The organism is Streptomyces sp. H39-C1 (genome assembly GCF_027158125.1).
In the GTDB taxonomy this organism is placed as follows: domain Bacteria; phylum Actinomycetota; class Actinomycetes; order Streptomycetales; family Streptomycetaceae; genus Actinacidiphila; species Actinacidiphila fildesensis.
The window spans coordinates 209,934-228,060 of record NZ_JAPVLS010000002.1; the positions used below are offsets into that span (position 1 = coordinate 209,934).

Annotated in this window: 20 protein-coding genes; 5 read left to right on the forward strand and 15 right to left on the reverse strand. The window is 68.6% G+C overall.

The window, feature by feature from the left end:
* Positions 1-2 precede the first annotated feature (2 nt).
* The 8 genes from O3W51_RS02440 to O3W51_RS02470 are packed head-to-tail and all read right to left on the reverse strand — an operon-like array spanning position 3 to position 7,244.
* Complete coding sequence (locus O3W51_RS02440; protein WP_244808965.1) at positions 3-539, reverse strand: hydrogenase maturation protease; 537 nt, start codon at positions 537-539, stop codon at positions 3-5.
* Positions 536-655 carry a DUF6893 family small protein gene (locus O3W51_RS48740; protein WP_399658072.1) on the reverse strand — a complete coding sequence of 40 codons (120 nt, stop codon included), beginning with the start codon at positions 653-655 and terminating at the stop codon, positions 536-538. The genes O3W51_RS02440 and O3W51_RS48740 overlap by 4 nt, the downstream gene beginning before the upstream one ends.
* Positions 652-2,085 (reverse strand): hypothetical protein, encoded by a 1,434-nt coding sequence (locus tag O3W51_RS02445; RefSeq protein ID WP_232485356.1) that lies wholly within the window; start codon positions 2,083-2,085, stop codon positions 652-654. Before O3W51_RS02445 ends, O3W51_RS48740 begins: the two co-directional genes overlap by 4 nt.
* Positions 2,082-2,723 (reverse strand): DUF6084 family protein, encoded by a 642-nt coding sequence (locus O3W51_RS02450; RefSeq protein WP_138351530.1) that lies wholly within the window; start codon positions 2,721-2,723, stop codon positions 2,082-2,084. The genes O3W51_RS02445 and O3W51_RS02450 overlap by 4 nt, the downstream gene beginning before the upstream one ends.
* A complete protein-coding gene (locus O3W51_RS02455) occupies positions 2,720-3,325 on the reverse strand; it encodes a DUF5947 family protein (protein ID WP_269283376.1) in 606 nt (201 codons plus the stop codon). The genes O3W51_RS02450 and O3W51_RS02455 overlap by 4 nt, the downstream gene beginning before the upstream one ends.
* A gap of 44 nt (positions 3,326-3,369) precedes the next feature.
* Positions 3,370-4,359: a NifU family protein gene (locus O3W51_RS02460; protein ID WP_198357854.1), complete on the reverse strand. Its 990-nt coding sequence runs from the start codon at positions 4,357-4,359 to the stop codon at positions 3,370-3,372.
* A 1-nt stretch (position 4,360) separates the two neighbouring features.
* The gene (locus O3W51_RS02465) at positions 4,361-6,154 is read right to left on the reverse strand and encodes a nickel-dependent hydrogenase large subunit (protein WP_138351532.1); all 1,794 of its coding nucleotides are present in this window, start codon (positions 6,152-6,154) and stop codon (positions 4,361-4,363) included.
* 34 nt (positions 6,155-6,188) lie between these two features.
* Entirely contained in the window at positions 6,189-7,244 is a 1,056-nt protein-coding gene (locus tag O3W51_RS02470; protein ID WP_138351533.1) for a hydrogenase expression protein HypE, read from the reverse strand.
* 276 nt (positions 7,245-7,520) lie between these two features.
* Between O3W51_RS02470 and O3W51_RS02475 the strand changes: the two genes are divergently transcribed.
* Both O3W51_RS02475 and hypB read left to right on the forward strand, forming a co-directional pair.
* A complete protein-coding gene (locus tag O3W51_RS02475) occupies positions 7,521-7,850 on the forward strand; it encodes a hydrogenase maturation nickel metallochaperone HypA/HybF (RefSeq protein WP_138351534.1) in 330 nt (109 codons plus the stop codon).
* A 63-nt stretch (positions 7,851-7,913) separates the two neighbouring features.
* The gene (gene hypB / locus O3W51_RS02480) at positions 7,914-8,564 is read left to right on the forward strand and encodes a hydrogenase nickel incorporation protein HypB (RefSeq protein WP_244808964.1); all 651 of its coding nucleotides are present in this window, start codon (positions 7,914-7,916) and stop codon (positions 8,562-8,564) included.
* Between the two features lie 96 nt (positions 8,565-8,660).
* On the opposite strand, the gene O3W51_RS02485 is transcribed toward hypB, so the two are convergent.
* Complete coding sequence (locus O3W51_RS02485) at positions 8,661-9,236, reverse strand: GNAT family N-acetyltransferase (protein ID WP_138351536.1); 576 nt, start codon at positions 9,234-9,236, stop codon at positions 8,661-8,663.
* Between the two features lie 101 nt (positions 9,237-9,337).
* On the reverse strand, positions 9,338-10,588 hold the full coding sequence (locus tag O3W51_RS02490) for a GDSL-type esterase/lipase family protein (RefSeq protein WP_269283386.1): 1,251 nt from the start codon (positions 10,586-10,588) through the stop codon (positions 9,338-9,340).
* A gap of 126 nt (positions 10,589-10,714) precedes the next feature.
* Here O3W51_RS02490 and O3W51_RS02495 point away from each other — a divergent pair, with 126 nt between their 5' ends.
* Together O3W51_RS02495 and O3W51_RS02500 are read left to right on the forward strand one after the other, a co-directional pair.
* Positions 10,715-11,314: an isochorismatase family protein gene (locus O3W51_RS02495; RefSeq protein ID WP_138351538.1), complete on the forward strand. Its 600-nt coding sequence runs from the start codon at positions 10,715-10,717 to the stop codon at positions 11,312-11,314.
* A 58-nt stretch (positions 11,315-11,372) separates the two neighbouring features.
* Positions 11,373-12,242, forward strand: a complete 870-nt coding sequence (locus tag O3W51_RS02500; RefSeq protein ID WP_138351539.1) for an LLM class flavin-dependent oxidoreductase — start codon at positions 11,373-11,375, stop codon at positions 12,240-12,242.
* A gap of 4 nt (positions 12,243-12,246) precedes the next feature.
* On the opposite strand, the gene O3W51_RS02505 is transcribed toward O3W51_RS02500, so the two are convergent.
* From O3W51_RS02505 to O3W51_RS02525, 5 genes are all read right to left on the reverse strand, one after another.
* On the reverse strand, positions 12,247-13,059 hold the full coding sequence (locus O3W51_RS02505) for an RICIN domain-containing protein (protein ID WP_138351540.1): 813 nt from the start codon (positions 13,057-13,059) through the stop codon (positions 12,247-12,249).
* 195 nt (positions 13,060-13,254) lie between these two features.
* The gene (locus O3W51_RS02510) at positions 13,255-14,031 is read right to left on the reverse strand and encodes a polysaccharide lyase family 7 protein (protein ID WP_138351541.1); all 777 of its coding nucleotides are present in this window, start codon (positions 14,029-14,031) and stop codon (positions 13,255-13,257) included.
* Between the two features lie 292 nt (positions 14,032-14,323).
* Complete coding sequence (locus tag O3W51_RS02515) at positions 14,324-15,238, reverse strand: SDR family oxidoreductase (protein WP_138351542.1); 915 nt, start codon at positions 15,236-15,238, stop codon at positions 14,324-14,326.
* Positions 15,235-15,819 (reverse strand): TetR/AcrR family transcriptional regulator, encoded by a 585-nt coding sequence (locus tag O3W51_RS02520; protein WP_244808963.1) that lies wholly within the window; start codon positions 15,817-15,819, stop codon positions 15,235-15,237. The genes O3W51_RS02515 and O3W51_RS02520 overlap by 4 nt, the downstream gene beginning before the upstream one ends.
* 357 nt (positions 15,820-16,176) lie before the next feature.
* Complete coding sequence (locus O3W51_RS02525; RefSeq protein ID WP_138351627.1) at positions 16,177-16,992, reverse strand: NPP1 family protein; 816 nt, start codon at positions 16,990-16,992, stop codon at positions 16,177-16,179.
* 237 nt (positions 16,993-17,229) lie between these two features.
* Here O3W51_RS02525 and O3W51_RS02530 point away from each other — a divergent pair, with 237 nt between their 5' ends.
* Entirely contained in the window at positions 17,230-18,030 is an 801-nt protein-coding gene (locus tag O3W51_RS02530; RefSeq protein ID WP_138351544.1) for a hypothetical protein, read from the forward strand.
* Positions 18,031-18,127: the final 97 nt, after the last annotated feature.

An 18,127-nucleotide genomic window follows, 5' to 3' on the forward strand; every position in this document is an offset into this window, starting at 1 on the left:
GATCAGGACCTCCGGGGAACGGCGGACGGGACGGTCTCGGTGGGTTCGGGCGGCAGCAGACGACGGATCAGCTGATGCACCGCCTCGATCGCGTCGGGTACCGCGGCGCAGACAGCCTCACTGAGCCCGATGCCTTCGTCGATTCCGGCGGGAGTGCAGCCCACGAGGTAGGTGACGGGAAGAGTACCGCCCAATTGATCCAGATTTGCCAGAACTGACACCGGATTCATGCCATGCGCGTCGAATTCACCCGTACCGAGGTGCTCCGCGGTGATCTCCAGCACCGTCACCTCCCCGGGAGGACCGCCCCCGGGGTAGGTGTCGACCAGCACCAGGGCGTCGTACCCGTTGAGCAGGTCATAGGCGAGATGCATACCGCGGATCCCGTAGTCGACCACCTGGACCCGTGACGGGAGGCCGCCGGGTCCGGCCAGTCGGCGCACCACCTCGGGTCCGAAGCCGTCATCGCCGAGAAAGAGATTGCCGACGCCCGCGACCAGCACACCGCCGGCCACGTCAGGACCTGCTCCCTCGCTCACATCGAACGCATTCTCAGATACCGGCGGATGTCGGGGATCGACTTCACTCCCACAGCCACGGCGACCAGCGCCACGGCCGCGGCCACGCCTGTGGTGATCACGCCCAGGGTTCTCATGGGGTCTCCTCTCGGTGTTCCTTGGAGCTCTCGACGGCCAGGGGCTCCAGCTCGTCGGGGGCGAAGTAGAAGTAACGGCCGTACCAGTCGTGCAGGTCCGACGCCGGATCGTCCACGAGGACCAGGGCGACATGCACCGCTCCGTCGACATCCGAGAGCACCGCGGTCACCCGCGCCACCTGGCCGGCGAAGAACAGGTCCTGCGCGTCCGCGCGGCGGGACGGGTGCACCCGGACGAGGCTGCCCTTGGCCACCCGGACGCCGTTGATGACGACCGCGTCGGACTCGGGCTGCACCGCGGCGTCGGTCGCGGGATCCCACCACGGGACGCCACCGGTGTCGAAGGGATCGGCGTCGAAGGGTCTCGGCGTGTCGGCAGGAGAAGGACCGGCGGGACCCGCCTGCGGCGCATGCGGATCGCGGAGCAGGCCGTGGAGCTGTTGCAGGTCCGCGGGCGACATGCCGTCGCAACGATCGATGATCTCCCGCGCCCGGGGGTCGGTGGCCCGGGCCTCCGCCTTCTCCTCGTCCGTCATGGTCATCACGCGCAGCGTCAGGATCTCGTCGATCTCGGTGGAGTCGAACAGGGCGCCCGCGCTCTGTTCCGCCACCTCAGGGTGGTCGTACAGGATGATGGGCGCGCCCAGCACGGTGTCGGTGGTCCCGCTCGGTCCCGCCAGCACCGGCCAGCACCGCCGCTGCTGACAGCGGCCGGCCGCACCGGCCGCCTCGTCGGGGGGTTCGAGCAGCGAGACGAACCCGGCCCCGTGCGCCTGCAGGAGCAGATGCGAGCCGATCAGTGACGCGCGGATCGCGGCGTCCTTGTCGGCGGCCGTGTCCGGGTGCTCGTTGTCCACCGACACCGACAGCCGTACGAACCCGTCGTCGGCCGTCCAGCGGGTACGGATCCGGGCCGCCAGTGGTTCGCGGCGTCGCACGATGCGGCCCACCTCGGCGCCGTTCGGATCCGTCAGCGGTTCGGTCTCCGATCCGCCGGTGATGCGGTGCAGTTGATCGAGTTCCTCGTTCCAGGCGAGTGCGGGCAGGATGACTTCCCGCTCCACCGCCTCGTCCCAGCTCAGCACCGACACGCCGTCCACGGTGAGCTGCTCGACCGGGGTGTAGCCGCCGTCCTCGTCGCGCCGTTGCACCTCGCGGACCTGCAGCTGGAGGAAGCGCAGATGGATCGTGACGCCACCGGGCGGCTCGTGCGGGGCCGTGAGGAGGCACTGCATCTCCATGCCCGGGTCCTCACTGAAGCTCGCCGCGGACGCGGACGGCGGCCCGAGGACTCCGAACTGCCAGCGTGACCGGTTCTTGTGCGAACTCGCCCGGTACGGGTAGAGCAGATATCCCTCGTAGAGCACCGCGTCGGCGATCGTGCGGACGTGGTCGAGGCTCACCGGGCCGGCGGGGCTCAGCGCGTTCACAGGACCACCTCGCCGATGTCGGCCAGCAGGGTGTGCACGGTCTCGTCCCAACTGATCAGCCCGCGCCGGGCGCGGAAGTCGGCGATGCGGTCGAGCACGTCCTGGTCCAATCTGATCCAGCCGGAGTTCGGGAAGTAGGACGCGATCATCTGCCGCCACACCGTGACCGGCATCTGATGGCGGGCCTCGCAGTCCCAGGGCACCTGCCGTACGCCGAACCCTGCGGTCCCCTTGGTGAACACCGTGCCGGAGAAGAGCAGCGTCAGCGGCACCGAGCCCTCGCCGAGGGCGTGCAGATAGCGGGAGCCGATCACGTCGAAGTCGTACGTGCAGGGCAGGGCGAGGTCGACCTCGGTGGTACCGGTGAACCCCTGCACCGTCGTGTTGCACTGCATCCAGAGGAAGGGCTTGAGGGTGTCGGACCAGCGCTCCCGATCGCCGAACAGCCCGCGCAGCCCGTCCTGTTCGGTGGCGTCGTAATGCCGTCGCTGCGGCTCGATGCGGACCTGGCAGCGCAGCACGATCGCGTGGATCCGCTCGCCGCTGTCCTCCTCGATCCGCAGCCGCGCGGTGAGTTGCGGCGCGACGGCGTACGGCTCGGCGACGACGTCGAGCACGGAGAAGCCGAGGCCGGTCACGACCGGTCGTCCAGGGTCGCGGGCCGGCTGCGCTCCGCCACGTGGGCGAAGAACGCGTCCATCGCGTCGTGCGCCTCGCGGCCGCCGTCGAAGCCGCGCCACAGGGTCCGCAGCCTGCCGACCAGTTCGTAACAGGCGTCGATGGGCACCAGATGACAGGACCCGCCGGAGCCGTCCCCGCGGCGCACCAGCAGTGCCTCCACATCGGGGAGCAGGACGTCCAGTTCGGGGTTGGCCTCGACAATGGTGTCCCAGGCGTCCAGCGGCAGTTCGGACTCGGTGGCGCCCGCGGGGCCCGGATAGAACGCGATGGTGCGGCCCTGGACGGAATTGCGGAACAGGAAGGCCAGCCCGACCGGGATCTGCAGGGTGTCCCAGGTCCGCTCGTCGACGGTCGGACCATCGAAGGACAGATACCGCTCGGGGACCGCGCGATAGCGCAGATGCGCGTCCTGATCGCTGAACAGCAGGTAGCAGGCCCGGCAACTGCACATCAGGGCCCGGCTCTCCAGGTTCACCACATGCGAGTGACCCGGGTCGATCGACTCCGCGCACATCTCGCAGCGTTCCCCGGCAACCGGTTGCGGGCGGTTGCGCGTCACCCGGAGCAGGGAGGCCACGGGTGACGTCGAGCGGCTTCCGCTGATCATGTCGCCGCCGGGGTGGGTACGGCGAGCGAGACGGTCGCGCCGTCCGCGAGCAGCGGCAGCGGGTCCAGGTGCAGGTCCGCCGCCTCGACGCAGGCACCGGCCCGCCGCACGTCGTAGTGCGCAAGGCAGGCGGGGCACCGCAGCACCCCGTCATCGGAGGCGCCGCCCAGCCGCCGGGCCAGTACGGCGCCCTCCAGCGGCCGGTCGCACCGGGCACAGCGGTCCCGGAAGGCGAAGAGGTCCGAGCCGATACGGCAGGCCAGCACCGGGACGAGCCCGGCGGTGAACCGGGTGACGGCACCGGGTTCGAGGCCGGCCAGTTCGGGGACGAGCTCCCAGGACGAGCCGGAGTCGTCAGGAGCGGGAACCGTCTCGTGGAGGCGGGAGAACAGCGCCTCGACCGGGACCATCGGCCCGGAGGCTCCGGACTCCCCGTCCGTGGTGGTCTCGACCTCGATCGTGATGATCTCCGGAGCTGCCGCCTCGACGGCGCCCTGCACGGCGAGCTTGAGGGTGGCCGAGGAGGACGGGCAGCCGTCGCAGCTGCCGAGCAGCCGCAGCCGGACCACGCCGTCGTCGGACACACCGAGCAGCTCCACGTCGCCGCCGTGCGAGCCCAGATAGGGCCGTACGCTCTCCAGCGCCTGCTCGACGCGCGTCTCCACGCTGTACGGGTGCAGGCCGTGCACGAGCAGCAGACTCGTCACCAGCTCGTCCGCGGCGAAGGAGGCCAGGACGTCGCCGCTGAGACGACCCTGCTCGTACAGCAGGTCGAGCAGCCGTTCCAGCCCGGCACCGTAGAAATCGGTGACGAGCCGGACCAGTTCCTCGCTGCGTTCGCGCGCGATGGCACCCCCGGACGCACTGGCGGCGATCAGGGTGTCGATGCGCTCACCGGTCACCCGCCAGTCGGACGGCGCGGAGGCGGACGGCGCGGAGCCGGCCGTTGTCACTTCGGGCGCGGGGGACGCGCTGTGCTCCGCCACGTCATTCACTGCCCGCGGACTGGGTGGGGGAGTGCAGCCGCTCGATCTTCTTGCCCTCGCCGAGGTACATGTGCACGCCGCACGGCAGACAGGGGTCGAAGCTGCGCACCGTGCGCATGATGTCGATGCCCTTGAAGTTCTCCCGGTCGTTCTCCTCGAAGATCGGCTGGCCCTGCACCGCGTCCTCGTAGGGTCCCGGTGTGCCGTAGGAGTCGCGCGGGCTCGCGTTCCACGGAGTCGGCGGGTACGGGTGGTAGTTGGCGATCTTGCCGTCGCGGATCACCAGGTGATGCGAGAGGACGCCGCGCACCGCCTCGGTGAACCCGCAGCCGACCGCCTCTTCCGGGACCTCGAACTTCTCCCAGGTCTTGGTGCGTCCCGCGCGGATCTCCACGAGCGCCTTCTCCGCGAAGTGCAGCGCGCAGGCGGCCGCGTACGCCTGGAAGTAGGTGCGCGCCCGGTTGCGCTCGATGGTGTTGCTCCACTGCGGGATGCGCCATTCCAGCTCCACCGGACCCTTGAGCGCGGTCTTGGGGAGATTGATCTGCACGCTGTGGCCGGTGGCCTTGATGTAGCCGATGTCGACCAGCCCGGCCAGCGCCGTGGTCCACAGCCGGGCCAGCGGTCCGCCACCGGTGTCGAGGGCGAGATAGTCCTTGCCGTCGAACCACCGCGGTGACATCACCCAGCTGTACTTGTCGCCCAGGTCCCGCTTCTGCGGCTGCGGGTTGGTGTGCTGGTTCCACGGGTGCCGGCGGTCGACCGGATTGCCGAGCGGGTCGTGGGTCACGAACATCTCCTGCTCTTCCCAGTCGTTGTAGTACGACGAGCCGAGCAGGATGCGGATGCCGAGGTTGATCTCGACCAGGTCGGTGGTGACCAGTTTGCCGTCGACGACGACGCCCGGGGTCACGTACATCTTCCGGCCCCAGTCGGTCATGTCCTTGTACTCGAAGTTGCAGTGTTCGGGATCCTGGAAGGAGCCCCAGCAGCCGAGCAGGATGCGGCGGTTGCCGACCATCTCGTACCCGGGCAGCGCCTCGTAGAAGAAGTCGAAGAGATCGTCGTGCATGGGCACGACCTTCTTCATGAACTCGACGTACCGCTGGAGCCGGGTGATGTAGTCGGTCATCAGCTGGATCGTCGCGACGGTGCCCACACCGCCGGGATAGAGCGTGGAGGGGTGCACGTGGCGGCCCTCCATCAGACAGAACATCTCCCGGGTCATCCGGCTCACCTGGAGTGCCTCACGGTAGAACTCACCGGTGAACGGGTTGAGCGAGCGCATGATGTCGCCGATGGTCTTGTACCCATGGGCTTCCGCGTGCGGGGAGTCGGTCCGATTGGCCTTCTCCAGCACTCCGGGGTTGGTCTCGGCGACCATCTTCTCGCAGTAGTCGACCCCCACCAGGTTCTCCTGGAAGATGTTGTGGTCGAACATGTACTCCGCGGCTTCGCCGAGGTTGACGATCCATTCGCCGAGGTGCGGCGGCTTCACCCCGTACGCCATGTTCTGCGCGTAACAGGAACACGTGGCGTGGTTGTCACCGCAGATCCCGCAGATCCGGCTGGTGATGAAGTGCGCGTCGCGAGGGTCCTTGCCCTTCATGAAGACCGAGTAGCCGCGGAAGATGGAGCTCGTGCTGTGGCATTCCGCGACCACGCGCTGCTTGAAGTCGATCTTCGTGTAGATGCCCAGGCTGCCGACGATGCGGGTGATGGGGTCCCACGCCATCTCCACCAGGCCGTCCTTGCCCTGGGTCCCGCTGCCACCCTTGCGTTGCGTCGCGGTCATTGCGCCGCCTCATCTTTCTGTCTGTTGCGGTGGGTCACCAAGTGCGGGTGGCACCGGTCGTGAGGTCTTTTCCGGGCTTGCGCCACTTGGGCTCCCGGTCGAGCGTGTGCGTCGTGATGTGGCGCAGCCGCCGCATGGTCGCGCCGTACAGTCCGACGGTGTTCGTGGAGAGCTTTCCGCCGGGGGGCTCGTCCATGAACGGCATGAACTTGTCCGGGAATCCCGGCATGGTGCAGCCGATACAGATTCCACCGACGTTGGGGCAGCCGCCGATACCGTTCATCCAGCCGCGCTTCGGCACGTTGCATTTCACGGTGGGGCCCCAGCAGCCGAGCTTGACGATGCATTTCGGCGAACCGTATTCGGTCGCGAAGTCGCCCTGCTCGTAGTAGCCGGCCCGGTCGCAGCCCTCGTGCACGGTCTGGCCGAACAGCCAGGCCGGACGCAGTGCGTCGTCGAGGGGAATCATCGGGGCCTGGTCGGTGGCCATGTACAGCAGATACGTCAGGGTTTCCGAAAGGTTGTCCGGCTGGATGGGGCAGCCGGGGACACACACGATCGGGATTCCGGCCTTGGACTTCCAGTCCCAGCCCAGATAGTCCGGCACTCCCATGGCCCCGGTCGGATTGCCCGCCATGGCGTGGATGCCGCCGTAGGTCGCGCAGGTGCCGACCGCGACGATGGCGGTGGCCTTCGGGGCCAGCCGGTCGAGCCACTCACTGGTGGTCATCGGCTGACCGGTGGCGGGATCGTTGCCGAAGCCCGACCAGTAGCCCTCGTCGTGCAGCTGTTCGTTGGGGATCGACCCCTCGACGACCAGCACGAACGGTTCCAGTTCGCCTCTGTCGGCCTTGAAGAACCACTCGAGGAAGTCGTCGGCGCCGCCGGTGGGGCCGCATTCGAAATCGATGAGCGGCCAGTGCACGGCCACCTGGGGGAGGCCGGGCAGGGCGCCGAGGGCGATCTCCTCGATGCTGGGCTGGGTGGCGGCGGTCAGTGCCACTGAATCGCCGTCACAGCTGAGACCCGCATTGATCCACAGAACATGGATCAATGTTTCTTCCGCTTTTATTGCAGCCTCTGTCGGCATAATGCCGCCGCCTTCCGGGGCCGGAGGCAGATCCGCCGTGCTACGGGGATCGCCTTCGGCTCGAACGTGTGGTGTCGCTCACATTGGTACCATCTAGACTCCGTTAGAGCGCGCTGTCAACACGGGAATCCGCTCGATGGCCGCGGGCTTATCGACAATCATCCGTGGCTCGTATTGGGCCGAACGAGTGATTCACGCGCGAGAGGCCACCGGTCGTATGCGATCCGGCCGGTCACGGAATGTGCCATTAGACGGTGACGCTGGAGCGAGGCGCTGATGCATGAATTGTCGATCACGCAGAGCGTCGTCGACGCGGTATGTGAACGCGCTGCCGGGCGGCCGGTACGGGTGGTGACCGTCCGGGTGGGAATGCTGACCGCGGTGGTGGCCGACGCGATGCGTTTCTGCTTCGATCTGGTCACCGCGGGAACAGTGGCCGAGGGCGCGCGCCTCGAGATCGACCAGCCCGCCGGCGCTGGACACTGCCGTGCATGTGACACCGAATTCACCCTGGCCGATCTGATCCTCCTGTGTCCGTGCGGCAGCGCCGACGTGGACATCACCTCGGGTCAGGAGCTCCAGATCATCTCGATGAAAGTGGGCTGACGTATGTGCGGTACTTGTGGCTGCCACGCCGACGGCGGTACCGGGGGCGGGCACAGCCATCCGGTGAACGGCGAGACGATCACCCTTGAGCAGAGGGTGCTCGCCAAGAACGAGGATGTCGCGTCGCGCAACCGCGACTGGCTGGCCGGCCAGGGGATCGTGGCGGTGAATCTGATGAGTTCACCGGGAGCCGGAAAGACCACGCTGCTGGAACGAACGATCGGTGATCTCGCGGGCAGACGTGCGGTGTCGGTCATCGAGGGCGACCAGGAGACCACGCTCGACGCCGACCGGATCAAGCGGGCCGGATGCGCGGTGGTTCAGGTGAACACCGGTGCGGGATGCCATCTCGACGCGGAGATGATGCACACCGCCCTCGGGTCCCTGTCTCCCGCCCCCGGTTCGCTGATCCTGGTGGAGAACGTGGGCAACCTGGTGTGTCCCGCGATGTTCGACCTGGGTGAGCGCAGCAAGGTCGTCATCATCTCGGTCACCGAGGGCACGGACAAGCCACTGAAATACCCGTACATGTTCGCCGCCGCGGATCTGGTCATCATCAACAAGATCGATCTGCTGCCCTACGTCGACTTCGACGTCGACCGCTGCGCGGAGTACGCGCGGTCGGTGAATCCGAAGGTGCGGGTGCTGACGGTGTCGGCGACGACGGGTGAGGGGATGGATGACTGGTACGACTGGGTGGCGGAGCAGTACTGAGGCGCTCGACCGGTCCGTAGCGGGATGGCGTACGTACTGGCCGGGCGTTCTCCGCCCGGCCAGTACGCAGGTCGTGGCCCCGATCGGGCGGCGGCGTCAGGCCTGGGACCGGGAGGGATCGGCGGCACGCGCGGCACGCCACTCGGGGGCGAGCACCGACCAGATCTCGGTGTCCTGCCGGATGCCCCGATAGAGGGAACTCTCGCGCTGGACCCCGTCCCGGCTCATGCCGAGCCGCTTGGCCACGTTGATGCTCGGTGTGTTCTTCGAGGACACCAGCCACTCCACCCGGTGAATTCCGCGCTCCTCGACCGCCCAGTCGATGATCACACGCACCGCGCGGGTGACCAGCCCGCGGCCGGCGGCGGCCGGCTCCAGCCAGCAACCGGCCTCGCAGGTCTCGGCCTTCGCGTCGAAGACCCGGAACAGGACGCCGCCCACGAGGAGCCCGTCGAGCCAGATGCCGTACAGCCGTCCGGCGTCGGCGGCGGTCTTGTCCGCGTACGACTGGAGCCAGTTCCGCGCCGAGTCGAGGTCGGCGGTCACGTCGGGGAGCCCGACGTGCTGGCCGATGTATTCGCGGCCGCGGTCCATGTGGGCGAGGAACTCCTCGGCCCGCCAAGGTTCCAGCGGCCGCAGTTCGGCTCCGTCACCCAGCGATATCGCGAACATTCTCGTCCTCCTCGGCGATCGTGCGCGGTCCATGGATCTTCGCACGGCGACCCGTGCATTCCGTTGCTGCCCCGTGCACCCTCCGGTGCGGGGCGAACGTCTCAGGCACGCTCGGCGGCGAACGGCCGGCCGGCGCCGAAGGCCAGGGCGCCGAAGCGGTCGCCCATGCGGCGGTGCGTGGCCGCGTCCGGGTGGAGCTGGTCGGGCAGCGGCAGCTCGGCGAAGTCCGCCTCACCGTAGAGTTCACGGCCGTCGAGGTAGTGCAGGTTCGGATCGTCGGCCGACCGCTGCTTCACGACACGGGCCAGTTCGTCCCGGATGACGTTGAGCGTCAGCTTCCCCGCGGCGCGTTCCGCCGGGTCGCCCGCGGCCAGGAACCGGATCTTCCCTTCACTCAGGTTGCTGAAGTCGGGTGCGCTGGGGCCGGGAGTGTCCTCGTGGATGGGGCACAGGACGGGGGAGACGACCAGCAGCGGAACGGTGGGATGCCCCTCGCGGATGGTGTCGAGGAAACCGTGCACGGCCGGGGTGAAGGCGCGCAGCCGCATCACGTCGGTGTTGACCAGGTTGATGCCGATCTTGACGCTGATGAGGTCCGCCGGGGTGTCCCGCAGGGCGCGGGCGGTGAACGGATCGAGCAGCGCGCTGCCGCCCAGACCGAGGTTGATCAGCGCCACGCCACCGAGGGAGGCGGCCAGCGCCGGCCAGGTCGTGGTGGGGCTCGCGGCGTCGGAACCATGGCTGATCGAACTGCCGTGGTGCAACCACACACGGCCGTCCTCCTCCGCCGCCTCCACCGGGGCGTCCGTGCGCAGCGCCACCAGCTGGGTGATCTCGTTGTAGGGCAGCCAGATCTCGACGTTCTTCATCCGGTCGGGCAGACCGGGGAACCGGACGGTGCCGACCGGTCCTGGCCGGTTCTCCACCGACCCGGTGGTCATGTCCACCAGCAGCACATTGCCGCCGGTCACACCGGCCTGCCCGGCGAGGCGGCCATCGACGAGCAGGTCGTACACGCCGTCCGGACGTGGCGGGGCGCCCTGGTAGGCCATCTTGGTGCGGAGGGTGTCCAGCTCGACCGCGGTGGCCCGGGTGCGGAAAACCAGCCGAACGCCGGAAGGCTGCGCCTCCACCATGGCCAGCTGCCCGTCGGAGCACTGCGCGCGGGCCCGCGCGGGCAGCCGGTGCGGCAGCACCCCGTGCTCGGTGAACTCCAGCTCGAGCGCGCCGCGGACGAGGTCCGCGGTGACGGGCGTGGTGGTCCAGTCCGTGCCCTGAGGCTCTGTGCCCGGGGGCTCCGTGTCCTGGGACGGGATGGCGGAGCCGGCGACGGGGTCGTGCTGAGAGGTCATGATCCCACCTTGTCAACCGGTTACCGGGTCCGCACATGATTTACCGGTCCGCCGCCCCGAGCCCGGCGCCGCAGGCCGCTCGGAATCCGGTGGAGGTGCGCAACGTCCCCGGTCATGATGGGCGCCATGAGCAATCGTGTACCTCCCGTCCAGAGCCTGATCGTCGTCGACGTCCAGTCGGCCTTCGTCTCCGGTGCGGGGGCGGTGCCCGCGGCGGACCGGCTCGTGGACCGGACGACGGATCTGATCGCACGGGCCCGGAAGAGCGGTGCGCTCATCGTCCATCTCCAGAACGACGGTCCGGCCGGAGCGGAGGACGAGCCCCACACGCCCGGCTGGGAACTCCACCACCCCATCGAGGCCGGCCCCGCGGAAGTCGTGATCCGCAAGCCCAAGGACGATGGCTTCAACGGAACGTCACTGGGCACCCTGTTGACCGCATCGGGGGTGCACGCGCTCGCCGTCTGCGGGGTGATGTCCGAGATGTGCGTCCAGGCGACGGCCCGCACGGCTCTGGCGCTGGGATACCGGGTCGTTCTGCCGCACGACGCCCACGCGACGCAGGACATCCCGGCGGCACCCGGAATCAGCGACGGGATCCCGGCCGCCACGGTGTCACGGGTCGCCGAATGGGCCCTCGGCAACGAGGCCGAGGTCATCGCCCACGCCTCGGATGTGACCTTCGCGCCCCCGCTCCCGCGGCCCGCCGATCCCACCCGCGACTGATCGTGAGACCTCGGGCGGCATGATTGCCGCGCCTGCCGCGAGGGGGCAGGATGCGGGGATGCGCTTCTCGATCAACATTCCGAACTTCGGGGACTTCGCCGACGCAAGGGCGGTGGCGACGGTTGCCGCAGCGGCTGAGCAGGCGGGCTGGGACGGGCTGTTCGTCTGGGATCACGTGGTCCACGACAAGATCCAGCGACGCGGCCAGGCCTTCGGGGATCCATGGATGCTGCTCACCGCCGCGGCGTTGGCGACCTCCCGGATCAAACTGGGCACGCTGGTCACTCCGGTGGCGCGCCGGCGTCCCCAGCAGCTCGCCCGTCAGGTGGCCACCCTGGACGCACTCAGCGGCGGACGGGTGATCTTCGGTGCGGGACTGGGCGGGCCGATCGAGGACGAGTACGGCAGCTTCGGCGAGCCGACCGACCCGGTCGTGCTGGCCGAGCGGCTGGACGAGGGACTGGACCTGCTGGGGCGCTACTGGTCGGGCGACCCGGTGAACCATCACGGGAAGCACTACGAAGTGCGGGACGTGACCCTGCTCCCCGCCACGGTGCAACGCCCCCGCCCGCCCGTCTGGATCGCCGGATTCTGGCCGAACCGTCCGCCGATGCGGCGGGCCGCCCGCTGGGACGGCGCGGTTCCGCTGTTCACCTCCGCCAAACACGGCCACGTACCGCATGTCGAGGAGGTCGTGGACCTGGTCGCCTATGTCCGGCGGCATCGCGAGGACCGGCACGAGGTGCCCTTCGAGTTCGTCCTCGGTGGCGCCAGCCCCGCCGACAGCGCCAAGGCGCACGACCTGATCGGGCCGCTGCTCGACGCCGGTGCCACCTGGTGGGACGAACGTCAGCTCCAGACCAGCGATGAACTCGACCGGCTCGCACCGGTGCTGCGCCGCATCGAACAGGGTCCGCCGGCCTTCTAGGCCGTCAGCCGACCCTGTTCAGCAGCCACTTCTGGGCGTCGGTCTGGTTGCTCTCCCACTGCTGGACGTTGGCGTGGTTGGCCGTGCTGGCGTTGTCGACGTCGAGGACCTTGCCGCTGTTGACGTTCGTCAGGGTGTAGCTGCCGCACGCCAGTCGGTGGATCAGCCACTTCTGGGCGTTGGAGCCGTTGGCCTCCCACTGCTGGACGTTGGCGCCGTTGTGCGTGCCGGCGCCGCTCACGTCCAGAGCCTTGCCGCTGTTGGCGCTGATCACGATGTGGACGCCATCGCCGAGCGGGTTGATCCGCCACAACTGGGCCTTGGAACCGTTGGGTTGGTACTGCTGGACGTTGGCGCCGGAGGCCGAGGCGGCGTTCACCACGTCGAGTGCCTTGCCGCTGTTGACGTTGGCCAGGGTGTAGATCCCGGCGGTGAGCGAGGCGAGCTGCGGGGCGGGTTCCTCGAGCCGCACAGAGGAGACCGCGTCGTTCAGGTCCTCGATCGGACAGTCGTCGAGGAGGCCCGCACCCCTTGACCCGCTTCTCCTGACACCGGTCAGGCCCTGCCCCGGGTCCAGGCCGATCTCCCGGCCCCCGTAGTCCGCATGGTCGAAGCAGCCGACGTAGTACCGCGTGTGGTTCACGATCGACGAGGCGCGGTCGTTGAAGCCGTGGTCCTGGAGATCGGCGATGCTCTGGTCGGAGATCAGGATCTCGCCGGATCTGTTCCCCTCGTTGAAGCCGGCGTCGTCGTACAGCGCCCAGTAGTCCTCCGGACAGGCGTACCTGCCCGCGCCGCGGATGATCCTGACCGTCACGTCGCCCTCCCCGGTGTCGTCGCTACCGTAGGTGAGCGCGGGATTGCCCGTCCACGGTGCCGCGGGCCGAGCGGCGTGATCCGGTCAGGCCCGCCTCCGTGCACCCGCGAAAGGCCCGGTGCCGCGTTGCGTGGGGCAACGACCCAGGGGAATGCGCCTGGGCACCGGGCCTTCCGTGTGCTCTGCGGGGACCGCTCAGCTGTGGGAGACGGTCAGCCCGTAGAAGGCGACTCGCGCGCCCTTGGTGGTGCTGTCGGAGGACGACTGGTTGTACGAGCCGGCCTTGAAGTACTGCTTGTACGGGTTGAAGGACGACGGGATCGCGTAGTGCGTCGTGCTGCCGTTGACCGTCAGGTCGATCGTGTGACCGCCGGAGACGGCGATCGTGTAGCTCCACGTCTTGCCGACCGCCACGTGGCCGACGGTGTGCGGCGTCTGGCCGCCGGAGGGCGAGTTCTCGAGGCCCGCGACGATGTCGCCGTTGGAGTGGTAGTAGAGCTCGATCAGCGGCTTCGTGGAGGATCCGCCGGTGCCGAGGTGGATCTGTCCGACGCAGACGTTCGACGTCACGGACACCACGCGCAGCGTCGCGTTGAGCTTGTGGGCGCCGCTGAGCGACCAGTTCGCGGAGCTGCCGTTGGCGTTCATCTCACGGAGTTCGGAGCGGGCGTAGTTGGAGTTGGGGGTGGTGACGCCCTTCTCCGGCGCCCAGAAGGTCATGGCCCCGTCGCGGGTGTCGGTGTAGAAGTACGAGTCCTGGAACCCGTTCGGGCCCTGGAGCCGGGACGACGAGATGGTGGTCGGCGAGCCGGGGGAGCCGACCGGCTCCTGCAACTGCCATACGGACAGGTTGAAGTTGCCACCGGGCGCGACGGAGGGGGACGCCGCGTCGGCGTTGGCGCCCAGCAGGCCGAGCGTGCCGGCTATGCCCGCTGCGGTCGCCAGAGCGAGGACTTTGGAACGAAGTTTCATGTGGGGGGCCTTCCAGCGCTTGTTCAAGAACGTGAACTAGGTCTAGTCCAACGTGGCGCCAGATCTGAATAGCACGGCCTCGTTGCGCCGTCAACGACAGTCTCCGCGCGTAGAGTTCATCGCTGCAGTTCAGGGCTTCATCATTGGAGAAGAGAAGCGTGCCGGGAGCTGTGCTTCCCCCGGTTTCGGCCGGACTGCTTCGCGGCCGTATGAACTCGCCGCGTATCGCACGGAGTTCATATCCATGGACGGAGAACTGCTCGGCGGACGCCGTTATGGCCACCCGGTGCTGTCAGAGCGGCTCTCCGAGCGGCCCGTACTCCTTCTCCAGGGACGCGGCCCAGTGGGCGGCGAAGTCCGGCTGTGTGCCGTCCGCGTCGGTGAATCCGTACTCCTCGTACAGGCCCCAGGTGGCCAGCGCCCGACCGCTCTTGGTCATGATGCCGGGGTCGGCGGCCAGTGCGGCGATCGCCCGTCCCAGATAGGCCGGGGTCTCGGAGTGTGCGAAGTTCGGGTCCTTGGCCACCCCGTCGCGCCAGTTGTCCTCGGTGACGCCGAAGGTCTCCAGCATGGCCTCCGAGCGCAGGAAGCCGGGCGTGATCGCGACCGCGGCGACGCCGTGCGGTTTCAGTTCGGCCGCCTGCGCGACGGCGAGGCGGATCACGGAGGACTTCGCCAGATCGTAGAAGAACGATCCGCGATAGCGGGCGGTGTTGCCGTCGGTGACTTCCACCACCAGGCCGCTCTTGCGGGCGACCATCAGCGGCAGGGCGAAACGGCTGGTGATCACGTGCGTCTCGACCGCCTGCCGCAGCAGCCGGATCCCGGTGTCCAGGTCCTGCTCCCACAGCGGGTGTTCCCAGTCGGTGAGCGGATCGCCGCCCCACACGGAGTTGACCAGGATGTCCAACTGCCCGCTCTGCTCGGCCGCGATCCGGTCGACCAGGGCGCGGACCTCCGCCGGCCGGCTGTGGTCGGTGCGCACCGGGATGCCGAGGCCTCCGGCGGCGGTGACCGCCTGCGCGGTGGCCTCGATGGTCTCCGGCCGGTCCAGGTCGGAGGGTCCGGCCGCGCTGCTGCGGCCGGTGACGTACACCGTCGCGCCCGCGGCGCCGAGGGCGACGGCGACACCCCGCCCACCGCCCCGGGTGCCTCCGGCGACCAGGGCCACTTTGCCGGTCAGTGGCCGGATCTCATCGTTGTTCACTGCTTCTCCAGGATTGACCGGTCGGGTGGCTGGAGGTGGGGCGAGAGCGCGGCGTCGATCCCTTGCCGGAGCCGCTGGGCGAGGGTGCCCTGGCGGTCGAGCGCCCACATCAGGCCCGTGCCGGCGGTGGCTGCCTGTACGGACCGGGCCAGAGCGACGGTGTCCGTTCCCGCGCGCAGCGCGCCGGTGGACACCGCTTCCGCCAGCAGGCTCTCCACCGCCTGCCCCTGGGCCTGGTGAACGGCCAGGGCGTGCTGGTGGAACTGCGGATCGGTCAGGTCGATGCACAGAAAGGCCAGGTGGTTGGCGTACATCTCGGGCGAGGCCATGGGGGCCATCGACTCCACCGTCAGCGTCACGAGGGCATCGAGGGCCGGCTCGTGCTCGGATCGCGTGCGTCCGAAGAGTGCTCCGGCGTCCTTCGCGGACTGCTCGGCGAGCGCCAGCAGCAGACCGCGCTTGGAACCGAACCGCTGCACGAGCGTGGCGGGGACCATCCCCACCTCCCGGGCCACGACCGCCAGAGTGAGCCCCGCGGGACCCACCCGGCCGACCACCTCGGCCGTCGTACGAAGGATCACCGCGTCATCCACTCCGCGAGGGCGTCCTGTCACCATGACCCCCTCCAGTTAGTAAATGCACGTTCATTTATTAAAGCGCCTGGTCGTCCGCGCCGCAAGCGTGGCGTGGGACCGTCGCCGGAGAGGCGGGTGGGCGCGAAGAGAGAACCGGAGGTCCAGCCGTCGTTCCCCCCACGGGACGACGGCCGGACCCCCGCTGTCGCTGCTGGCCATGTGCAACGAGAACTGAACGTACGCGAGCGCTCTACGCACGGCTACCGTGCCGGGGGAATGTGGCCGAGAATCAACCGAAAAGAGTCGAACACCTGCGCAGCGCGCGCAGCCGTCGGACCTACGCCACCGGACGGCCGATCGATGTCAGGCGTAGGGGTCGAACGGGATGCCGGCAGGCTTGGAGTTGTTGAGGGCGTCGTTGAAGGTGCTGTCCGAAATCTTGATCGTGGCAGCGCCGAAGTTCGCGTTCATGAGCTTGTCGCGCAGACCCGTCGGGTAGCCGTTCCAGCCGACGAGGCGCGGATAGAACCAGCCACCGGTGACGTTCTCCGGCGGCTCGTCGTTGTTGTTCGCGAGGCGGTAGAAGTGGGTCGAGGCGCCGTCCTTGTTGTAGACGACCTTCGGGTGGGTGCCGTCGAAGCGCACCGACGAGCGCGGATACCACTTCCAGCCGCTGTGCTGCGACGTCGAGACGTACTGGACCTGGTTGTCGTTGATCCACACCACGACGTGTTCCCAGTCGTGCCGGTGTCCGATGGCCGCGGGTCCGAGGGTGGCCTGGTCCTTCTCGAAGTAGCCGGCGTACACGACCGCGCACCAGCCGTTGTTGCACTTCTCGCGCGAGTACGTGTTGGAGTTCGCCAGCTGGGGGTAGTCGTGGCAGTGGCCGTTCACATCCCCGCCCGGTTTCAGGCCGGGGTTGAGGGTGCCGTCGGTGCCGATGGCGGCGGTCGCGTAGCAGCCGTCCCCGTCGTAGTCGAAGGCCGGGGAGAAGGACTGCTCGAGACCGTCGGCGTTCTGCGGCAGCGACTGGAGGATGGAGGCGCTCGCGTCGGTGGGGACCATCATCACCAGAGCCGCCGCGCTGAGGACACTTGCGAGCGCGGACCGGCGGAACCTTCCCGGACGCGTCGGACGGCGGATCGCCGCTTTCCCGGGGATTGTCGTCGACGACAGCATGCTGCGCACATCAACTCCATAGCAATGCATATGGGGTGAGAAATCCTCGCCCGGATTCCTGGCTGGGAATTGGGCAACTCTACGACGGTGACGTCGGCCGCAGAAGTCTCCGGACGAAAGGTCCGGTGTCCCGGACATGAATTGCGAACCTACTGAACGATGCGGAATCAGCAGCGCAACGGGGGTCCGGCCGGCCTGGCGGGGGCTGTGTCAGTGGTCCGTGTGAGACTGCGTCACATGTCTCTCGCCGATCTCACTCTTGACCAGTGGCGGTCGCTCGACCTGCCGGCCGCCCGATGTTTCGCGCAGCTGGCCGCCGACCGGGTCGGCGGCCGCGTGTCCCTGGTCGGCGCCGTCGAGCACCTTGGCGCGCCGTGGCACCGCGCCCGCATCGAGAAGGACGGGCGGGAGTTCGCCCTGATACCCGGCGGCGAAGTGACGCTCGGATTCGACGTCGACGCCTGGCAGCCGACTGCGGGGCAACTCGCCGACTACGCGGAGAGCTTGGAAGAGGGCTTCGGCTACGGATCGGACCTGAAGGCGCATCTCGCCGAGCTGGTCGGTCCGCGGCGGACCGTCACGTTGGCCACGGTGCTCATGAGCGTCGAGGACGTGGATCTCACCGAGCTGCCTGCCGACATGCCGGCCCTGCTCGCGGAGAGCGGTGCGCGGATGCCGAGCGCCGACGAGTGGGAGTACGCCTGCGGAGCAGGGGCGGCCACGCTGTTCCGGTGGGGCGACGAGTGCTCCCTCGACCGGACGCCGTACGAGGACGGCACCGGACCCCAGCATGAGCTGAGCGCCTTCGGGCTGCGCATCGCCTACGACGTCTACCGCACGGAACTGAGCAGTGATGTGACCGCCGTTCACGGTGGTGACGGCGGGGAGGCGGTCTGCGGGGGCTATGGCAACCTGTTGGCGTGGCTGCCGCTGGCCACCGCCAACCGCAATCCCTTTCTGGCCGAGTTCGTGTACGGCCCGGACGGCGAGGGAATCTGTGCGGAATTCTCCACGCGCCATGTCCTCACGCTTGCCTAGCCTTTCCGTTCGCTGCGTTGCCGTGCGGTCGGTACCGTCGATGCGGCCGATTCGTTCGATGCGGTCGATGCGGTTGCCGGGAGGAAATCGACTGTTC